Source organism: Nonomuraea sp. NPDC048892 (genome assembly GCF_040649735.1).
GTDB lineage: Bacteria > Actinomycetota > Actinomycetes > Streptosporangiales > Streptosporangiaceae > Nonomuraea > Nonomuraea maheshkhaliensis.
Genome location: NZ_JBEZFZ010000002.1, coordinates 339,455 through 358,285, shown reverse-complemented (window position 1 = coordinate 358,285; position 18,831 = coordinate 339,455). Strand labels below are relative to the sequence as shown.

The 18,831-nt window shown below is 64.8% G+C and carries 19 protein-coding genes and 1 pseudogene; 4 read left to right on the top strand and 16 right to left on the bottom strand.

Going from position 1 to position 18,831, the window contains the following annotated elements:
* Positions 1–18: 18 nt before the first annotated feature.
* From AB0C28_RS07115 to AB0C28_RS07095, 5 genes are all read right to left on the bottom strand, one after another.
* Entirely contained in the window at positions 19–837 is an 819-nt protein-coding gene (locus AB0C28_RS07115; protein WP_358073343.1) for an aldo/keto reductase, read from the bottom strand.
* A gap of 95 nt (positions 838–932) precedes the next feature.
* Complete coding sequence (locus AB0C28_RS07110; protein ID WP_358073342.1) at positions 933–1,577, bottom strand: response regulator transcription factor; 645 nt, start codon at positions 1,575–1,577, stop codon at positions 933–935.
* Positions 1,568–2,722 (bottom strand): histidine kinase, encoded by a 1,155-nt coding sequence (locus AB0C28_RS07105; RefSeq protein WP_358073341.1) that lies wholly within the window; start codon positions 2,720–2,722, stop codon positions 1,568–1,570. The genes AB0C28_RS07110 and AB0C28_RS07105 overlap by 10 nt, the downstream gene beginning before the upstream one ends.
* Positions 2,723–2,733: 11 nt before the next feature.
* Positions 2,734–3,537, bottom strand: coding sequence for an ABC transporter permease (locus AB0C28_RS07100; RefSeq protein ID WP_357841613.1), 804 nt, complete (start codon positions 3,535–3,537; stop codon positions 2,734–2,736).
* Positions 3,534–4,328 (bottom strand): ATP-binding cassette domain-containing protein, encoded by a 795-nt coding sequence (locus AB0C28_RS07095; RefSeq protein ID WP_358073340.1) that lies wholly within the window; start codon positions 4,326–4,328, stop codon positions 3,534–3,536. The genes AB0C28_RS07100 and AB0C28_RS07095 overlap by 4 nt, the downstream gene beginning before the upstream one ends.
* Before the next feature lie 44 nt (positions 4,329–4,372).
* On the opposite strand from AB0C28_RS07095, the gene AB0C28_RS07090 reads away from it, so the two are divergent.
* A complete protein-coding gene (locus tag AB0C28_RS07090; RefSeq protein ID WP_358073339.1) occupies positions 4,373–5,917 on the top strand; it encodes a recombinase family protein in 1,545 nt (514 codons plus the stop codon).
* Between the two features lie 397 nt (positions 5,918–6,314).
* Here AB0C28_RS07090 and AB0C28_RS07085 read toward each other — a convergent pair whose 3' ends face one another.
* The 4 genes from AB0C28_RS07085 to AB0C28_RS07070 form a co-directional block, all read right to left on the bottom strand.
* The gene (locus tag AB0C28_RS07085) at positions 6,315–7,814 is read right to left on the bottom strand and encodes a replication initiator (protein ID WP_358073338.1); all 1,500 of its coding nucleotides are present in this window, start codon (positions 7,812–7,814) and stop codon (positions 6,315–6,317) included.
* Positions 7,815–8,025: 211 nt separating this feature from the next.
* Positions 8,026–9,450: an FtsK/SpoIIIE domain-containing protein gene (locus tag AB0C28_RS07080; protein WP_358073337.1), complete on the bottom strand. Its 1,425-nt coding sequence runs from the start codon at positions 9,448–9,450 to the stop codon at positions 8,026–8,028.
* 90 nt (positions 9,451–9,540) lie between these two features.
* Positions 9,541–9,846: a hypothetical protein gene (locus AB0C28_RS07075; RefSeq protein WP_358073336.1), complete on the bottom strand. Its 306-nt coding sequence runs from the start codon at positions 9,844–9,846 to the stop codon at positions 9,541–9,543.
* Entirely contained in the window at positions 9,843–10,202 is a 360-nt protein-coding gene (locus AB0C28_RS07070) for a plasmid replication, integration and excision activator (RefSeq protein ID WP_358073335.1), read from the bottom strand. Before AB0C28_RS07070 ends, AB0C28_RS07075 begins: the two co-directional genes overlap by 4 nt.
* A 163-nt stretch (positions 10,203–10,365) precedes the next feature.
* On the opposite strand from AB0C28_RS07070, the gene AB0C28_RS07065 reads away from it, so the two are divergent.
* Complete coding sequence (locus tag AB0C28_RS07065) at positions 10,366–11,091, top strand: GntR family transcriptional regulator (protein ID WP_358073334.1); 726 nt, start codon at positions 10,366–10,368, stop codon at positions 11,089–11,091.
* Positions 11,092–11,315: 224 nt separating this feature from the next.
* On the opposite strand, the gene folP is transcribed toward AB0C28_RS07065, so the two are convergent.
* From folP to AB0C28_RS07035, 6 genes are all read right to left on the bottom strand, one after another.
* Positions 11,316–12,182 carry a dihydropteroate synthase gene (folP, locus tag AB0C28_RS07060; RefSeq protein WP_358073333.1) on the bottom strand — a complete coding sequence of 289 codons (867 nt, stop codon included), beginning with the start codon at positions 12,180–12,182 and terminating at the stop codon, positions 11,316–11,318.
* On the bottom strand, positions 12,183–13,262 hold the full coding sequence (locus AB0C28_RS07055; protein WP_358073332.1) for a hypothetical protein: 1,080 nt from the start codon (positions 13,260–13,262) through the stop codon (positions 12,183–12,185).
* A 1,138-nt stretch (positions 13,263–14,400) separates the two neighbouring features.
* Positions 14,401–15,000: a TetR/AcrR family transcriptional regulator gene (locus AB0C28_RS07050; protein ID WP_358073331.1), complete on the bottom strand. Its 600-nt coding sequence runs from the start codon at positions 14,998–15,000 to the stop codon at positions 14,401–14,403.
* A 450-nt stretch (positions 15,001–15,450) separates the two neighbouring features.
* The gene (locus AB0C28_RS07045) at positions 15,451–16,101 is read right to left on the bottom strand and encodes a hypothetical protein (protein ID WP_358073330.1); all 651 of its coding nucleotides are present in this window, start codon (positions 16,099–16,101) and stop codon (positions 15,451–15,453) included.
* Between the two features lies 1 nt (position 16,102).
* Entirely contained in the window at positions 16,103–16,558 is a 456-nt protein-coding gene (locus AB0C28_RS07040; protein ID WP_358073329.1) for an ATP-binding protein, read from the bottom strand.
* A 20-nt stretch (positions 16,559–16,578) separates the two neighbouring features.
* Positions 16,579–16,878, bottom strand: a complete 300-nt coding sequence (locus tag AB0C28_RS07035) for a hypothetical protein (RefSeq protein ID WP_358073328.1) — start codon at positions 16,876–16,878, stop codon at positions 16,579–16,581.
* 194 nt (positions 16,879–17,072) lie between these two features.
* Here AB0C28_RS07035 and AB0C28_RS07030 point away from each other — a divergent pair, with 194 nt between their 5' ends.
* Positions 17,073–17,954, top strand: a complete 882-nt coding sequence (locus tag AB0C28_RS07030) for a helix-turn-helix transcriptional regulator (RefSeq protein WP_358073327.1) — start codon at positions 17,073–17,075, stop codon at positions 17,952–17,954.
* A gap of 18 nt (positions 17,955–17,972) precedes the next feature.
* A complete protein-coding gene (locus tag AB0C28_RS07025; RefSeq protein WP_358073326.1) occupies positions 17,973–18,299 on the top strand; it encodes a DUF397 domain-containing protein in 327 nt (108 codons plus the stop codon).
* 351 nt (positions 18,300–18,650) lie between these two features.
* Here AB0C28_RS07025 and AB0C28_RS07020 read toward each other — a convergent pair.
* Positions 18,651–18,776 (bottom strand): annotated as a pseudogene (locus AB0C28_RS07020) (ABC transporter ATP-binding protein); the annotation flags it as partial.
* Positions 18,777–18,831 lie beyond the last annotated feature (55 nt).

The following is an 18,831-nucleotide window of genomic DNA, read 5'->3' as shown; positions in this document are numbered from 1 at the left end:
GGAGACCGGGCGGAGCGGTCAGAGTTCGACGTGGTGGTCGGGGTCGGCGCCGATGCGGCCGCCGTCGATGGCGTCGAGGCGGGCCGTCTCCTCCGGTGACAGGCTGAAGTCGAACACCTCGAAGTTCTGCCGCATCCGTTCGGGATCGCCCGACTTCGGGATGGGCACCGCGCCCGCCTGCACGTGCCATCGCAGCACTACCTGGGCCGGCGTACGACCGTGGGCGAGCGCCAGGTCGGTGACGGCCGGGTCGTCGAGCAGCTTGCTCCGGGCGCCGAGCGGGCTCCACGACTCGGTCATGATGCCGTGCTCGGCGTGGAAGGCGCGCAGCTCGTGCTGGGGGAAGCCGGGATGCATCTCGATCTGGTTGACGACCGGCAGGACGCCCGTCTCGTCGGCCAGCCGGCGGATCTGGGTGGGCGTGAAGTTGGAGACGCCGATCGAGCGTGCGAGGCCCTGGTCGCGCAGGTGGATGAAGGCCCGCCAGGTGTCGGTGTAGAGGTCGCGGCCGGGCAGCGGCCAGTGGATGAGGAAGAGGTCCACGTAGTCGAGGCCGAGGCGGGCCCGGCTCTCCTCGAAGCCGCGCATGGCCGCGTCGTAGCCGTGGTGGGAGCCGCGCAGCTTCGTGGTGACGAACAGCTCGTCGCGGGCCACGGACGCGTCCGCGACGCCGGCGCCCACCTCGGCCTCGTTGCCGTAGATGGCGGCGGTGTCGATCAGGCGGTAGCCCAGCGAGATCGCGTGGATCATCGCCTGGCGGGCCGCCTCGCCGCGCATGGGATAGGTGCCCAGCCCCAGGCGTGGCATCGGGCGGCCGTCGGAGAGCATGACGGTCATTTCGCGGTCCTTCCCCCTCTGTCGTGCGGATCAAGTGTCCTCCCTTACCCGGCGGCATGACGGGCAATCCGTGACGTGCCGGGGAAGGGGGTCGTTCAGGTCTCCAGGTAGCGCAGGATCGCCAGCACGCGGCGGCTGTAGCCGGGGTCGCGGGGCAGGTCGAGCTTCTCCATGATCGCGTTGACGTGCTTCTCGACCGTGCTGAGCGAGACGTGCAGGCGTTCGGCGACGGCGACGTTGACGAACCCCTGGGCGAGCAGCCGCAGCACCTCCCCTTCGCGGGGGCTGAGCCGGCTCAGCGGGTCGGCGCGGGTGGTGCGGGCCAGCAACTGGCGCACCACCTCGGGGTCGAACGCCGTGCCGCCGGCGCGGACCCGTTCGAGCGCGCCGAGGAACTCGCCGACCTCGGAGACCCGGTCCTTGAGCAGGTAGCCGAGCCCTTCGGTGGACCCGGCGAGGAGCCTGGCGGCGTAGTGCGGCTCGACGTACTGCGACAGGACGAGCACGCCGACGCCCGGCAGCCGCTCGCGGATCTCCAGCGCCGCCCGCAGCCCCTCGTCCTTGTGGGTGGGCGGCATGCGTACGTCGATCACGGCGACGTCGGGACGGTGCCGATCGACGGCGTCGAGCAGCGCGGGCGCGTCGCCGACGGCGGCGACCACCTCGTGCCCGGCGTCGTCGAGTAGCCGGGTCAGGCCCTCGCGCAGCAGCACCGAGTCGTCGGCCAGGATCACCCGCACGGCGGCGCCTTCGGCAGGGTCGCGGTGATCCGGGTGGGGCCGCCGGGCGGGCTGTCCACGGTGAACGTCCCGTCGAGCGCCAGCACGCGCCGGGCCAGGCCGGACAGCCCGCCGCCCGAGGCGTCGGCGCCGCCCGCGCCGTCGTCGGAGATCGCCACGCTCACCGTCCGCTCGTCCTCGCTCAGGACCACCAGGATGTCATGCGCGCCGGCGTGCTTGACCGCGTTGGTGATGGCCTCGCGGGCGACGAAGTACAGGGCCGTCTCGACCTCGGAGGCGAGGCGGCCGGTCAGCCCGTGGTGCACGGTGACGGGGACGTCCGACCGTTCCGCCACGCCGGCCAGCGCGGCGCGCAGGCCGAGCTCGTCGAGCGCGGTCGGGTAGACGCGCCAGGCCACGCTGCGCAGCTCGTCGAGGAGCCGGCGGGCCTCGGTGTAGGCCTGGTCGACCAGCTCGGCGGTCCTGTCGGGGGCGGCGCTGAGGCGGGCGCGGCCGAGCAGCATGGCCAGGGCCACGCCGCGCTGCTGCACGCCGTCGTGCAGGTCGCGCTCGATCCTGCGGCGCTCGTCGTCCACGGCCCTGACGATGCCGGTACGGGTGGCGGTCAGCTCGGCGATGCGCCTGCGCATGAGCTCCTGGCTGCCGGGGCCGAGGAAGCGGGCGGCCAGGCGGCGCTCCAGTGCCGCCAGGGCCATGACCATGAGGACGAGCACGGCCAGCAGGACCGCTCCCAAGGTGAGGCCGAGGATGCCGCTGCCGGTCACGATCTTGACGCCGGGCAGGTTGAGCGGGACGGGCTCCATCCTGTCCCTGATCAGGTCCCAGGCGCCGCCGACCGTGAGCAGGCAGGCCAGGAACAGGGTGGACGCGCAGACGTACCCGCCGAGGAGGGACAGGGCGGCGCGGGCGGCCAGGAACGTGTACCCGCCGTCCCGCGTTCCCTGCTCCTGGTCCAGGTCGAGCCAGCGGAACAGGCGGGCGCGTTCGAGGGCGGTGAGGCGGGCGCGTACGCGGGCGAGGGCGGGACGCAGCGCGGGGACGAGGGAGGCGGGGGCCGCCGCGCACAGGAAGGCCAGCTCGGCGAGGCCGAGAACCGTTCCGAGAAGGACCCCGGCCGCCGTCCGCACGATCCGGCCGCCCCACACGGGCGTGAAGTCTAGGCGTCGCGGCGGCGCATCACGACCAAGCCCGCCACCAACGCCGCCGCCGTCCAGACCACCAGCCATGCCAGCCCCTCCCCCGCCGGGTACGGGATCGGCCCGCCGGTCGGATTGTCGGTGCTGCCCATGAACGCCAGCCCGGCGAACATCGGCAGGCGCATCGAGATGTACACCGCCGCCTGGCTCCCGGTCATCAGCAGCATCAGCGGCAGGCCCATGAGCAGCATGAACACCACGGTCAGGGTGCCCGCCGCGCTGCGCACGGCCGCGCCGACGCCCAGGGTCAGCACCGAGACGAAGGCGTAGAAGACGCCGGTGCCCAGCAGGTCGAGCGCGACGTCGGCGGCGGGCAGCACGACGAGCCCGCCGAACACGTCGATGGACAGCAGCAGGTACACCGCCGCCGTCGCCACCGCCCCGGACAGGACTCCGGCCACGAACATCACGGGGGCGACCACCAGTGCCTTGGCCGCCAGCACCATGCCGCGCACGGGCGTGGCCTGGAGCGTGACGCGGATGCCGCCGGAGGCGTACTCGGTGGTGATCGTCAGCATGGCCAGGGCCACCAGGGCGAACTGGACGAACGACGTGGCCGAGACCACGGGCTCGCTGGCCGTGACGCGCACGCCCGCCGCGCCGTCGCGCAGGGCGTCGGTGACGGTGGAGCCGCCCAGCGTGACGGCGGTCAGCACGGTGAGCACGAGCGCGCCGGCCAGGCACCACCAGGTGGACCTGACCGACCACAACTTCCCCCACTCCGCCCCGGCCACCTGCCACAACGTCCGCGCCTGTGCGCTCATCGGCCCGCTCCGTACTCGACGCTGTCCGAGGTCAGCTCCTGGTAGGCCTGCTCCAGGGACGCCTGTCTGGTGCGCAGTTCGTGCAGGCGGATCCCGGCCTCGTGGGCCAGGTCGCCGACGCGTTCGACGGGGGCGCCGGTGGCCTCCAGTTCGTTCTCGCCGAACCGGTCCACCGCGATCCCGGCGGCGCGCAGCCGGGCGGCGAGGGCGTCCGCGTGCGGGGTGCGGACCAGCACGGCCGTCAGCGAGCTGCCCGCGATGACGTCGGCCAGCGGCGCGTCCGCGATGAGCCGGCCCCTGCCGATCACCACGAGGTGGTCGGCGGTGAGCTGCATCTCGCTCATCAGGTGGCTGGAGACGAACACCGTCCGGCCCTCTTCCGCGAGAGACCGCATAAGCCCGCGCACCCACCGCACGCCGTCCGGGTCGAGCCCGTTGACGGGTTCGTCGAACATCAGCACTTCGGGGTCGCCCAGCAACGCCGCGGCGATCCCGAGGCGCTGGCTCATGCCCAGGGACAGCGTCCCGGCCCGCTTGCGCGCCGCGCCGGCCAGGCCCACGGTCTCCAGCACCTCGCCGACCCGTCGCCGCGCGATCCCGTTGCTGCGGGCCAGCGCCACCAGGTGGGCGTGGCCGCTGCGGCCGGGGTGCACGGCACGCGCGTCGAGCAGCGCGCCGACCGTGCGCAGGGGGTACCTGATCCGGTGGTACGGGACTCCGCCGACGAGCGCGGTGCCGGCGCTGGGCCGGTCAAGGCCGAGGACGAGGCGCATCGTGGTCGACTTCCCCACGCATAAGTTAGGTACATAAAGCAGAATAGAAGTAAGGGGGAGACATGACCGACCTGTTAGCGTCCGCTACTCGCCTCACCGTCGATTACTGTCGGATCAGCAGGGACAGGATCGATGCTGGCGAAGGCGTTGATTCCCAGCACCTTGATTGCGAGGAATCTGCTGACGAGCTGCAACTGTCCATCGCGAAGACCTACACGGACAACGACATCAGCGCGTTCTCTGGGGTGGAGCGGCCCGAGTATCAGCAACTTCTTAGGGACATCAAGACCGGAACAATCGGTGTTCTCATCATCTGGCACGCCAAGCGCCTACACCGACTTATCGACGAAGCAACCGCGTTCATCAGGCTTGCTCGTAAGTACAAGGTCCGGGTCTACTCACACTGCGCTGGCTGGTACAACTTCGAGAAGGCAGCGGGCAGGAAAGCATTCCTCCAAGACACCCTAGACGGACAGGGCGAGTCGGAGGAGCGCGGGGAACGTGTGGCACTGGCCCGCAAGCGTCAAGCCCGCACCGGTGCCTACGGAGGCGGAGTCCGCCCCTACGGTTGGGGCGTTGACACTGGTCGCGTACGGTCCCGGTGCATCAACCCCAAAGCCCCGCCCATGGATCGCATCTACGAGGATCATCCGGTCTGGGACATGTCGAAGCACCGGCCGGAAGAAGCCGAGGAAATCCGGACGTGGGCTAAGAAGATCCTCTCAGGCGTTCCCATGGCGCACATCGTGGTCGATCTCAACGCGCGAGGCGTTCCGACGCAGTCACGGACGGACGGGCGTATTTTCCGCCGCAAGGGCACGGTCACCGATAACACGCGGTGGGGTTCCCGAACGATCAAAGCGATACTGACCAACCCCCGAGTGTCAGGCCATACCGTCTACCAGGGCAAGATTCTCAAGCACAACATGTTTGAGCCGATCATTCCCGAGGACACGCGCCAGGCGCTTATCACTCTTCTCAATGATCCGAGCCGCGATGTGTCCGGGGGCAACACTCCCAAGTGGCTTGGATCACTCATCTACGAATGCGGCGACTGCAACGACGGCACCACCGTTAAGCAAAGAGTCCGCAACGGCCGACCGTGCTACGTCTGCATCAAGCACGGACACTGTCTACATCCAGCCGAAGAAATAGACGCCTTCATCGAAGACGTTCTCATCGAACGTCTCGGACGCCACGATGCCGCCGCATTATTGCCCCTGCACGCCGCAGTGGACGCAACAGCTCTCCGTGAAGAAGCAGTCATGCTCAACGCCAACCGGCGCACTCTCGCCACCAAGCTTGCTCTAGGACAGATGGCTGAGGACGTCTACGACATCGGTATGGCCGCCGCAGACGCGCGTCTTGCCGAGATCTCAGCCGAGCTAAAGAAGGCCAGCCCCGAGAGCCCGCTAGCTGACTTCGCCGTCAGCGACGACGCCCGCAAGACCTACCTGTCTAAGGACCTAGGTCAACGCCGAGAGATCCTGAGAACCGTGCTCCGAGTCACGCTGATTCCGGTTGGCAAGGGCCGCCGCTACGTCCCGACCGCCGACAGAGTCGATATCACCGGCGCTAACTCCCCGAGACTGCGAGCTGTGGCCTGACAGCACAAAGCGCTCCCGCCATCAACGACGGGAGCGCTCACTGTGTCCCCAGCTCCGGCCTAGCCCAGCAGCAGCCCCAGCCGGTCTCTCTGCGCTTCGGTCAAGGGAGGCAGTTGATCAACTATCTCCCTGATCTTCCTAGCTCTCTCCTCATCGATCTCCGCCGAAGGAGGTTGCCCCGTCAAGGATCTCCCATCCCCGGCATGATCCTTCCCGCGCTCCCCAGCACCGCGCCGGGAAGCGTCCCCGTGCCCCCGCGCCCTTGATCGCGCCGTCCCCGTCACCTCCTCTGGCCAGCCCTCCCGCCCTCCCAGGGGTCCGCGATGGCTGACCGCCGCCCTTACCTGCACCTGCCGTCCACACCCCGTCAGCCCTACATCGTGCCTTCGGCGCGCTCTTACTCGACTGCGTCCCTCGCCTCTTCACCCCCGCACCGTCCCGCCTCCTCCCTTCGCTTCGCTATCGCCTCGTACGCTGCCCGCCGTTGCCGCACCGTCCGCCACACGCGCGCCGCCAGCGGTGGCACCCCTTCCTCACCTTCCTTAGCCGCCTCCCACAGGTATCGCCCCTCTTCTGCTGCGGCCTCTTCCTCCTCCGCCCCCAGCGCTTCCAGGACCCAGGCCCGTCGCTCCTCCTTGTAGTCACTCACCCGCCGCCCCGACCACCGGCGCGAGACCAGCACCCGCCGTCCGCCGTAGCCCAGCCGATCGGCCCGATGCGCCCGCCGAGGACAAAGCCCCGCCCGCAGGCCCGCTCTGGCCGACTTCGGCTGAACTCCGATACGAAGCCAGTTCGCGCACTCAGGAGAGCACGGCTCCACCCGCACCGCCTCTATCAGCCGTGCCGCGTGCGCCTGCTCCGCCCCGCTCAGCGCGCCCCACCGGCTCAACAGAGCCTCGTTCATCGACTTCGTGAGGTACTTCGCCAGGTACCACACCCCCTTACTCGCCTCTTCGCTCCCGACCAGCACGCCCCGCATGCTCATCTGCCGCCCGAACCGGAGCACGTGACGCGGCACGTCCACCTCTTCCCGCGCCTCCTCCCACGTGGGCAGGACTTCCCCCGTCACCGGATCGACGTAGCCCGCGCCCTCAGACCAGACCGGATGCCCCGCCCCCTCCATGACTGGCCTGCCATCCGCAGGCCACCACAGTTGGTGATAGGTAGCCGCCACGATCTGACGCAGCTCCCGCCGAGGCAGCGTTCCCCGGAAGGCCATGTGCAGGTGCGGCGCTAACCGCCGTTGCGGCTCGACCACCCCGAAGTACTGGACCTGATAGCCCGCCACCCGGCGAAGGTTCTGCACAAAGCGATCCACCAGCTTCCCGAAGTGCATCGCGTCGGCCGCCGCTTGCCCGTACTCATACGCCGCCGGATCCACCGGCACCCCGTCACGCACGGGACCGTATGAGGGCAGCGTGAGCGTCAGGAACATGGACGGCCGATACAGTCGGCCGTTCCCGTCGCCGTACGTCCGCCCCAACGTGCCATCCACGCGCCGCCGCCTAGGCAGCTTCGCCGCGTCCTGCCGCCGCCGCGTCGAGCGGACCACCCGCTCTTTCCCCTGGTCATCCGTACTCGCACCGGCCGCAGCACGCGCCGGCAACCCTCGCTCCGCTCGCCCTTCGGGTGACACAGTCAGCTTGACGGCCCGCCCTGCTCCGTCCTGTTCCTCCTTCCCCCGTGCTTCCGGCTCCTCTTCCAGATGCCAACCCTCACGACACTGCGCCGTGCGAATCTTCCGCGCGTTCTCCGCACAGCCCGGACACTTGCTCGCTACCAGCGCCCCGCAGGCGACCTCTACCACCCAGCTACGCCCGCTCACCCGGTCATGAACGCGAAACGGCAGCGGCCGGACGCACACTCCGCCCAGCTCCGCCGCCGCCGCTTCCGCCATCTCCAGAGACCGAGCGCCCGCCGCCAGATGACCAGCGCCGCGCAACTCTTCGCCGTTCAGCGGTCCGTCTCCTCCCGCCCGGCATCCCCGTTCTCCACCTGCACAGCCGCCCTAGCCCCGCATGCGCCGCATTCCACCAGTGCCCGCACGACGTCCAGGACTAGCGCCTCCTCCCCGCACTGCATACACCCGAGCGCCCTCAGCAGCTCTTTCACCACGTTCCCCCGTCCACGCCATAGCCGCGTTCCATGTTCCGAATGTCGTCGTCCGACACGTACGCCGCCCGCACCCGCACAGGGTCCGGCGATCCTTCTAAGCGCACGTAGCCGACGCCCGCGCCCTCCACTTGCGTCTGTGAGATCTCATCCGCCAGCGCCCCGCGATCCCGTGCCCCGTCCCCTAGCACCATGTCCACCTGTTCCGCCTCATCCAGTCGCAGCGCGATCTTGTCGGGAAACAGGTTCCGGATCGTCAACACCTCCTTTCTCGGGTCTTGCAGCGCAGCCAGCACCCCAACCCCGACCGCGCGCCCCTGTGTCGTCAGCGTGGCCAGCGCCGCCAGGATCCGGTGACGCAGTCCCCGGTCCTCCTGATAGGCCGTCAGGAACGCGACCTCATCCACGATCACCAGCACGAACGGATCATCCGGTGTCGGCACGTGTGACCGCCGCCGACCCGCGTACCGGTCCGCCCGCTCCTGCATCACCCGGACCGCCCGCTCAAGCAGCTCCGTACACTCTTCCGGAGTGGCCGCGTACCGCTTGCCGAACAGACGCCGCCCAAAGGACAGCTCCATACGCTTGGGGTCGAGCGCCCACACCTCCACCAGCCCCGCAGCCATCGCAGGCAGCAGGCCCCGGATCACGCTCCAGATGTAGGAGCCCTTACCCGCTCCCGTTGCCCCAGCGACCAGCACATGTGTCCCGTGCACCTTGAGCCGGTACGGTTCCCCGTTCTCCTGCCGTCCGATCTCCACCGGCCCGACCGTGGCCACTTCCGGGACCGGCAGCGCAGCCAGCGGCACAGCCAGTTCATCGCGCCGCACGATCGTCACCCGCAGCCGTGCTCCTTTCAGCACGGCTACCCGGCACGACACCCCGCCGAGTCCGCTCAGCAGGTTAGGCGTTCGCTCTGCCCACGCCCCAGGTGCTTGGCCGCGCAGCATCCGCACCGTCAGCACATCAGCCCACCCCGAGCACCGCACCCGCACCAGGCGCGGCACGAAGACCCGCCCCTTGATGGAGGCCGTCAGGCCCGCTATGGCCATCGTGCTTTGCCAGCGTGGCCCGTACACGAACGTCATCCGCGCCCAGGCCACCAGCCGCCAGCCGATCCACCGCGCCCACAGGCGAGGCGCGACCACCCACAGGAGACCGACCTCAGCCAGCATGACCCCCGTCACCATGGCCGCCTCTTGCCAGTCGAAGCGAACCCACAGCGCCGCCGTCCCGCCCGTCACCGCCACCGCGATCGGATGCCTGATCACTAGACGGACGACCCCTGCCACCAACCGGAACGCCCAGATGACCAGCGTCACAATCGCTGGCGTCCGTATGACGGTGGGCGCGAACACCACCGACGTTTCCGGAGTCGTTGTCACCAGCCCCGACGTGTCGCCGGGAAGGCGCTTGAACATCGTTACGTCGCTCGCCTTTCTTGGGTAGACGATGGGTTGTTGTGCGACGTAGGGGAGACTGACGCGCTGCCAGCCTCCCCGCCGTTGTTCCTACGCCTCGTTGCCGCTCTGCCGCTTGTAAGCCAGGCAGACCGCGTCCATGTAGGTCGCCGCCGCCCGCGCGATCCGCCGTGCCGCCTCGACATCAGCCGGAGTGACCGGCCCGCCGCCCGTGGTCGAGATCGTCACTTCCGCCAGGCTCGTACCGATGTGGAGATAGGGGCGTCCGTACTCCGGTTGCACCACCCCAGTCCAGGCCCGCACCCGCGCGTCATAGAAGCTGACCGCCACCGCCTGATCGTCCCCGGTTTCGATGTACGTGTACCCCGCGCCCCCCGTGTTCCCCCGTTCCATCACGCCGTGCCCCCTGCCGCCCCCGTGGCCGTGTTACCCGCCCGCCGACCGCTGGGCTTCATGCCCGACGCCCGGAAGGAGTAGGCCAGCCGCCCCGTGCGCTGATCCACGTACGGCGTGACCCACATGTGTTCGAAGGTCACCGGCACAATCGGCATCTCTGCCGTCAGTGCCGGTGCCACAGGCTGATCGGTGCTCGCGATCTTGACCGTGACCGTCTTCTGCGACGGCTTGCACTTGGGGTCCCCGTCCATGACCGCCACCTGCCAAACCGGCTCCTGGCTCAGCTTGTCGCGTGCCTGAACCGGCTTGTCCTTCGTGCTCTGGTCGAAGTCACGGACCGGTTCGACCTCGCCCACGAGGTAGCACCCGTGGGGAAAGACCGTATCCGGATGAACCGGGATGGGTCCCTGTAACAATCTGTCTCCTCTCTTGCCCTACACGATGCGTAGGGGCTGTGGGCTTCGTACACTAAGCCCACACTGTAGACAGAGTTGGCACACATTCCCGGAAGGTATAACTGTGACCCAGCGCACACCCGATTACGTCCGCATCGCGGACCGCATCGGCGCGAAGATCCGCAGCGGTGACATGCAGCCCGGCGATCTTGTGCCGAGTCATGCCCAGCTTGCCCGCGAGCACAATGTTTCGGACAACACAGCCCGCGCCGCTCTCGCCCGCCTCCGCAGTCAGGGCTTGATCATCACCAAGCAGGGCAAAGGGTCTCTCGTAGCCGACACGCCCTCACCGATCATTTCGGAGCGGGACGGCCGAGACATTCGCCCGGACGCCGAAGGGGAAGACCGCGCCCTCAGCGCGCACGTTTCCCAGATAAGCGCTCCCACGGATATCGCCGAGCAATTGGGTTTGTCCGCAGGTGACCGCGTGACACAAATCCTCTACCGCTGGACTGTTAACGGCGATGTCATCGAGATGTCCGAGTATTACGAGCCGTTGTTTCCCGGCACTCCTACCGTGCAGCCAGCACCCGGTGAAACTTCTACTCAGCCGGACACCATCTCCCGCTTCTCTAGGGTCGGAATCGGCGTTACGGATGTGGACGAGATGACCAGCGCTCGCATGCCGACGCCAGAAGAAGAACACCTAATGGGGATTCCGCCCGGCACACCCGTTCTCACTGTCCGACGCATCCACTACGCCGACACAAAGCCCGTAGCAGTTACCCACAGTGTGTTCCGAGCCGACCTCTTCATCTTGCACACCAGGCAGCGCCTTTCCCCAAGCTAGTCAATGGCGCACCGTTCCTACATCTTAGAAGCTATTTTGGGAACCCCCACGGGTTGACCGCCGTCATGCGTGCCTCTGGCCCGCTGTTCCCGCCGTAGTTCACGCGCGAATACCGCGCCTCCGAAATCGGCCACGGGAAGCGCCGGCCTCACTAGCCTGAACGGCTGCCCTAGCGGGTGCCTACGGCATAGAGGCTGGCCCTTCCCGTTCCCGCCGTCCTGGTTCTAGGCCATACCTAGCAGCGTTTCCACCGACTTCATCGCCGTGACATTCGGAGCGACTTCGTGAACGCGTATCACCCGCGCCCCCAGATAGGCACAGATCGTATTCGTAGCGACAGTCCCCACCCTCACCTCATCGCTACCCCGCTCCGCTTCTAGGCTCTCCTCTATGAAGTCCTTATTTGACACTGCCGCCACCAGAGGGAAGCCCAGCACGGCTATTTCTGCCAGTCGCCGAGTCACCTCGATTGACTCTGCCGTGGTCTTGTTGAGATCGTGTCCCGGATCAATGAAAATCTTCTCTGGCTTGATTCCAGCGTTCAGAGCCATGGTCACCCGATCGCGCAGGAAGTCACACACATCCCGCACCACATCGGTGTAAGGCGTTCTGATGTCTGGGTCCGCTGGTCCGCTCTGACTATGGGTTATCACCACCCCCATTCCTGTCTTCGCTACCAGCGCCGCCAGGCCCGGCGTCCTCAGACCGTTCGTGTCGTTGACGACATCGGCCCCACACTCGAAAGCCGCTTCCGCCACTTCCGGGAGATGCGTATCCACGCTGATCACGGCATCCGTAACTCCCCGAATGCCCTGGATTACCGGCGTAACGCGGTTGATCTCCTCTTCGGTCGTGACCACCCGACCAGGACGGAATGCCCGCCCGCCTACATCGACCCACTCCGCCCCTTCTCTTACTGCCCGCTCTGCCGTTGCTATCAGGGGCTCCACCGACATCGACCGATTCGGGTCAAGCCCAGAATTCGGCGTGCGATTGATGATTGCCATCACCGCGATATGCCGGGAGAAGTCAAAGTCTATTTTCCCTATCCTGCGCACCGGTTCGACCAGTCGCGGGTAATACGCCTCCACCTAGATACGCCTCCTCTTCGCCCAGACGACCCACCGAAGAAGCATGAAGAAACCAAGCGACCCGCCGCCGATTATCGCAACCGTCGTAAGTCCCTGGGTCCAGTTCGTTGTCCGCATGAGCAGCAGAGCCCCGCCACCAACCGCGAAGGTTACGAGCGTCACGAACAGTCCCAGAATTTCGACTACACGTGCGAGCCCATCCGAAACCATGGCCTCAGCCGCCTTGACTCTGGCCTCTGCCTCTTCTCGTGCTTTAGCCACTACTTCGGTTGCGAGATCCCTTGCTTTCTGCTCCATCGCCATTTCGGCACAGATGATCTGCCATTCGCGTACGTAATCCGCATGCACATCGGTCTGCCCAGAGCCGAGCAGATCCATTGCTCGGTATATGTCGTCCAGAGCCCTTTCGTATTGTCCCAGCCGACTATGGCCCCTTGCTCTCCGGAAATAGAGAACCGCGTCACCTTCGCCAAGCGTGATCATCCGACCCGCCAGCTCAAGTATCAGCGTTGCTTGCTCCGGAAGATACTGCGCCATCCACGCCGCCGTAAGGCTCACGTGCCGCGATACCTTATCCGCGTCTGCTGCTTCCACCGACGCCCGGAAAAGCGAAAGGCCATCGGGGAGTCTCAGTCCACACGCCGCGAAAGCGCCGAACGCACACATGAGCGCGTCATCGGGATAGATCCGCCGCCACTCTTCGGCGGCCGAATAAAGCTCTTGGAATCGGAAGTCAAACCGGAAACGCTGGCCACGCACATACGCGAGGACGATTCCGAAAACCTCCGCGTCGATGCCCTTATCCGGCGCAAGATCAGCGGGCGGCATCTCCTCGCCCGCCTGCCTACTCCGCCAGGCCACCTCTGACGACACGTCCCGCACTTCGGCCAGCGTCAGGTGTGCGGACTTCGCAACGCGCGCCAGCTCCCCGACCCACGGCCAGTCACCCTCTTCCCCCACTAGCCAGCCGACATGATCCACTAATATCTGGATTCGGTCAGCTCTGGAGCTCTCGCCCAGAATTCGGCTTAGCTCCTGTCCGAAACGCCCCGTCCTAACCTCTAACTCGTTCTCGTTCACGGCATCACTCCCGCGCAGAGTCGGATTCGTCCGTGCACCTGATCTCGTTCACCTTAAGGCGAGATCGACTCTCCGTGAACCTGCTAGTCGTATCGCTCAGTCCACGGCGTTAAGTTGCCGAATTTCTCTTATGAGGTATCAAGGGGCGGCGTCCCCGCCGCCCTGCCAGGCCGGGCATGCGGCCTAGCGGCCGGTCCCGGCCTGGCAGCTCCAGGAGCGACCGGGCCTGATGTGGCAACGCCCTATCCGACATTGCCGACATTTCTGCCGACCCTTCTCAAAGGATCCATTGTGCTTAGATCTGTCTCGAAAAGGGTCGTAAGCGGTCGCCGGCTGAACTGGCAGCCTGAACGGCTGCCGCCCTTACGGGTGCCTACGGCATTCGACCGGCAACCGCTTACTCAGGTCATCTCGTGCTGGCCGTCACGCAGGTTGCGAAGATGTACCCGACCGTGACACGCCAACCTAAGTTGTTGACGAAGTTGCCTCTCACGGCCCACCAGGTGTTACCCGACCGCCCGCACTTGTTGGTGTAGGCGTTTATCCGAGCCCCCTGGAGGAACCCACAGGACCGGGCTTTGCTCCCTGTCGGCTTCGACCGCAGGACCTCTGCGTTGATGAACGGAAACTCCCTGATGCTGACGTTCGTACCCGTCATGGTCAGCGTCCTCTGACGCGCCACGACCGGACGCCCCGAGAAGGAGACCGGGAACGACTGACCGCACACCGCCGCTGCCTGCCTCGTGCTCTCGGTACTCGCTACTGCGCCTTCTGCCGTGGGCCACAGGATCGCGGCGCTCGCCAGAACGCTCACCGTGAACGCGGTTGTTCTGCGCATGACTGACTTCCTTTTCTTCGGGTTGGTTGATCGTCCAGTCATACGCACATGCAACAAAGAAAGGTTCACGCCACATCAGGAAACTTTCGTTTCGGGAATTGCGCGAATCCGGAAAGCTATCAGCCGTCCCATAGGTCACATAAAAAACAGAGACCCCAGCCGCCTTCTGGCGTCACCGGGGCCTCTGCTCTCGCATCAATTAAGTGGCCTACCTATGTAACTTCTCTCAAACGCTCTCCTCTCTCGACAAATACTCAATTCTGGGGAACCGTTCCGGCTGCCACCGGAAAGGCTTCCCCATTAGTCGGTATGACCCGGGTCGCTCTCCCGTTTGCCGCTCGCAAGGGAGAAAACGTTCTTAGACACACGCACGGCTATTCCAGCCACTTCACTAGCTTTTAACCCCCCTCCCTCACGCCAGTCCATCAGTACCCCATCGATCGCCCCTAGAACACATACCAGGCGTACGCGGATCATGCGCTCGCTCAATCCATGTTCCTTCAATAACGGCTCTAGTGTGCTCATCAACACCCCCCGCCACCGTCCCCCAACTTTGACGTGATGTGACTCCCAATGAAGGATTCGGAGCAGCTTCGGGTTTTCCGTCATCAGTCGCACATAGCGTTCAATGATGTCTCCTACTTGTTCCTCTAATGCTTTCTCCGCCCCCTCCTCAGCTTTGACCTTTAACACCGCTTCTACCTCTTCCGACACGTCGAGTACGACTGCGGATAGCAGCGCCCCTACATCCCGGAATAACGTATAGAATCTTCTGTTGGATATCTTCGCCGCCCTCGTTATTTCGTCGTGTCGAACATCAACGTAACCACGCGTTCCAAAAAGCTCTCTGCCAGCTTCCATGACGCGCGCCCGAGCTTCGTCTTGCGTGCTCCTACTCACCCTATGCCCCTTTTCCCTGAATCCCTGACAATGCTATTTCTCTACATACTGAACACACCGAGTCCTCCTTAATCTCCCACCTCATAGCTTCCCCGCTCGCTCGTGGCCCCCGAACCCGAAGCAGGCACTCACCCTGCCCGCACAGCACATCGACCGAACTCCAGTAATCGAGGTCCTCTTTCCACCTCACCAGATGATCCGGCATCTCCCCGGTCATCGCCAAAACGTAGATATGAGGTTTGCCCGATTGGTCGCTCAATTCGGCCTCTGACCAGCTCGAATCTTTCCGCCGATTATCCGCCGCAGCTTTTAGCCGCTTAGTCAATAGCCCTGGCGTTACTCCGCACTCCTTCGCTACTTCCTTATATGTCGCCCCCTTCGCCAGGCGAAGACGAACCTCCTCCTCGCTCATCGCCAGGGTCCAAGTCCTCACCCTCGACTTTTTCGGTTTCACCCCAGCAATCGCAATCTTGACTCGCGTCCCGTATCACTTCGCGGAACCGTCGCTCCCGCATTCTTGAGCCATTTCTTCGCGTAGTACGGCGTTGCTCCTAGTTCTGATGCGACCCCTCTAACCGAGCCCACTCTGCCGTAAATAGCTAGAAGCTTTCTGTTCGATACCGGACACTTGCGCCCCACTCGACCGCGCAACCTTGCGCCAGCCTTTTGCAATCTGAACGTGATTAATCCAGTACTAACCTCCGCCGCGCGAGCGATATCGCTTATCGTTTTTTTCTCCTTCACGTACATCGCTACTATTTCTCTATCTGTTAGCTTTCCAGTTTTCATGCGTGCTCTTCGCGACTCTCGCACACCGATGACAATCCCCGCGTCAGCTATCCACCTCCTCACCGCTACGGGCCCCGCTCCGCAGGATTTTGCAATTGCCCTGATTGACTCTTTCGGGTACCGCTCCCTTAGCTCCTCCTCTGAGAGGAGCGGCTTTTTCCGTTGATCGACGACAATCCCCGCGCTAGCTATCCACCTGCTCACCGTTTCGCGCCCTACTCCTACTGACTTCGCGATCTCCTGCATTGATTCTCTCGGGTACCGCTCCCTTAGCTCTTCATTCGAGATGAGCTGTTCTTTCCGTGGCGTCATATCAAACTTCCCGCGTGTTGTTTTGGAGTAGAGCGAAGACGACCTTCCCGCCACATCGCGGGAATCTGTACCCCCATACTTTGGCGACTGCCTCAACGATGGCCAGCCCTCGACCCGTCATCTTGAGGGAATCTGTTTCTCGCTCTGGCTTAGGCGGTATACGACTGCAATCCCAGACCTCTATTACGGCCCCTTGCCTCCGATGCGCATATACGCTCACACACACAAGCCATGGTCTCCACCAACCGGCGAAGGTCCCCTCAGCGAGTATTTGTTCCAACGGCACTTTGCCGTCATAAAGCTTGATGTTTTCGTGCCGCTCAGTTTCTTCTACGGCGTTCGTAACTAATTCGCTCGCGACTAGTGCGGCATCATCTGCGAAGCGTCTATACCCCAGCTCTGCCATTCTCTCTTGTACGAAATGACGCGCCGAAGGAACTGCGGCTGCGGTCGGCATGAACCGCCTAAAGCCGCTATCTACAGGCCCACCGCTTCGGCAATTCGCACAGCAGCCTCGCTGTCCTCCGCCGCAACCCAGGCCCGTCGCCCCCGCCCCCATGCCAGCGCCCAAGCTCCCTCGCGCAGTGTCGCCGTCACTTTCACCGTGTCTCGCGCGGTACTGATCACTACGGCCGGGTCCGTCGCTCTCAACAGTTCGAGCCGGACGCTCAGGTTCAGGGCTCTGAGCTGCCATGCGACCTTGACCAGGCAGAGGTACTGACCTTCTGCGCTGCATATCTCACGCGCCTCCTGTGCTGTCTGATCGTGCGTGCTCATCGCTCGCCTCCACACCGGCACGACTCCGGCACTTTCTGCTGTCGGCTTGCTCGTTCAGCTCCCGTCACGTCGCCCCGCCTGAGACCCTGACGCCTAGGCCCAGTGTGCACCTCCATGGCATGCAAATGCAAGGCCGCTAAATGCATACCCTGCAAACGTCGAACAGGTAGGTCTACATGCAAGGTGATCCCCAGATGCGACATGATGAGCAGGTGCCACCGAGACGCCAGCCGCCCAGCGCCCGATTGCGAACCCTGGCCGCCGCGCTACGCAGGTACAGGGCTAACGCCGGGCTTTCGCAGGAGGATGTAGCGGCGGAGACGTCCGTCAACGTCACGACGCTCTACAGGATCGAGACGGGCAGGACGAAGCCTCAGGCTCGTACTCTCAAGGCTCTACTCGCTGCCTACCAGGTCCCGCCGACCGAGCGGGCAACGCTCCTTGACCTGCTCAAACACGCTAGCAAGAAGTCGTGGCTAAATACGGACACGGACTTGCCTGAGCAGTACACCGCGTACATCAACTTCGAGGAAGAAGCGCGCGAGATCCTTAACGCGGAAACGATCTTCGTGCCGGGGTTGCTTCAAACGCGGGACTACGCCACCGCCGTCATCACCGGGGTTCTCCCTTTCGCTACCGCTGAGGAAGTTCAGGAGCGTGTTGACGCTCGCATGACGCGGCAACGCTTGCTTGCCGCTTCTCCTTCTTCATCTTCTCCGCACTTTTGGGCAGTGATCGACGAAGCTGCCTTGCATCGCCGAGTCGGCGGAACGGCCGTCATGCGGGATCAGCTTCGTCATCTCGCCGACCAAGCACGACAGCCCAACATCACCCTTCAAGTTGTCCCGTTCGACGCAGGCGCTCATCCGGGTATGCCAGGGTCCTTTGTGATCCTTCGCTTCGGTGCGCTGGCCCCTGACATCGTCTACATCGACAGCATGGGGGGTGACCTCTTCCTTGAAGAGGAGGAGGAGCTAGCCAGGCATAACATGGTATTTGAGCATCTACGAGCGGTAGCTTTGGCACCGCAAGAAACCATCACGCTGTTGACGACTCTTAGTGAGGATCCGAATTGAGAGGGAGATGCGACGAACTTGAACGTTTCCAACCTCGCCTGGCGCATCAGCACCTTTAGCGGGAACGGTCAGAGCTGCGTCGAGGTGGCTCCGGCTGCCGAGTCCGTGTTGGTCCGTCACAGCAAGAACCCTGCCGCAGGGCTGCTTTCCTATAGTTATCCCGAGTGGAACACATTGATCGTCGGGGCTCGCGGGGAGCGGTGTCCCTTCGCTGAAGTGTCATCTTCCGCTGTAGTCCTCACGGACTCGGGGCACCGTTCCATTGCCTACACCCCCACGGAGTGGCGCGCTTTCGTCAGGGGGGTGACCGCCAACGAGTTCAGTTTCCGCAGAGAGGAAATCTGACCTCACTCTGTTGGTGCACCTTCAAGCAGCCTCCGGCGGGGGCTCCGCTCAAGGATGATCATTCGAGCGGCCCAGCCCGTCCGTAGGTGGGCTTAGCGTGAAGGCGCTGATCTTCCCATTGCTGTCGCCCCAACTACGAGAGCACGGCAGGAGGGGGGTGTCACGGTCGTTCGTCCAGTTGGGCGCTCCACCGTGACACCCCCCTCCTGCCGTGCTTTTCCCCCAGTGGGGCGACAGCGATGGGAAGATCAGCTCAGGTAGGGTCTGGCGTTCGGCCGAGACCCCCAAGACAGAAGCCCTGCGCAACGAGCGTTGCAACGGAGCGAAAACAGTTCAGGTACCCAGCTTGACAGTGGGCTTCCCCGCACCGTTGGGGCCGAGGAAGCCGGTCACCGTGCCCGGCCTCAGGTCGAGGGACAGGTCGTCCACGGCGAGACGGTCGCCGTACCGTTTGGTCAAACCGCGCAGACTGATCACGCCGCCCCACGCTAGGAGCCCGCGGCGGCGGGAACCATGGGGGCGACCCGCCGAC

What these genes read in the sequence shown, in the direction of transcription:
- AB0C28_RS07115 (WP_358073343.1), bottom strand. Translation starts at nt 837, where the DNA reads ATGACCGTCATGCTCTCCGACGGCCGCCCGATGCCACGCCTGGGGCTG.
- AB0C28_RS07100 (WP_357841613.1), bottom strand. Translation starts at nt 3,537, where the DNA reads ATGAGCGCACAGGCGCGGACGTTGTGGCAGGTGGCCGGGGCGGAGTGG.
- AB0C28_RS07090 (WP_358073339.1), top strand. Translation starts at nt 4,373, where the DNA reads ATGACCGACCTGTTAGCGTCCGCTACTCGCCTCACCGTCGATTACTGT.
- AB0C28_RS07085 (WP_358073338.1), bottom strand. Translation starts at nt 7,814, where the DNA reads ATGGCGGAAGCGGCGGCGGCGGAGCTGGGCGGAGTGTGCGTCCGGCCG.
- AB0C28_RS07080 (WP_358073337.1), bottom strand. Translation starts at nt 9,450, where the DNA reads ATGTTCAAGCGCCTTCCCGGCGACACGTCGGGGCTGGTGACAACGACT.
- AB0C28_RS07045 (WP_358073330.1), bottom strand. Translation starts at nt 16,101, where the DNA reads ATGACGCCACGGAAAGAACAGCTCATCTCGAATGAAGAGCTAAGGGAG.
- AB0C28_RS07040 (WP_358073329.1), bottom strand. Translation starts at nt 16,558, where the DNA reads ATGCCGACCGCAGCCGCAGTTCCTTCGGCGCGTCATTTCGTACAAGAG.
- AB0C28_RS07035 (WP_358073328.1), bottom strand. Translation starts at nt 16,878, where the DNA reads ATGAGCACGCACGATCAGACAGCACAGGAGGCGCGTGAGATATGCAGC.
- AB0C28_RS07030 (WP_358073327.1), top strand. Translation starts at nt 17,073, where the DNA reads ATGCGACATGATGAGCAGGTGCCACCGAGACGCCAGCCGCCCAGCGCC.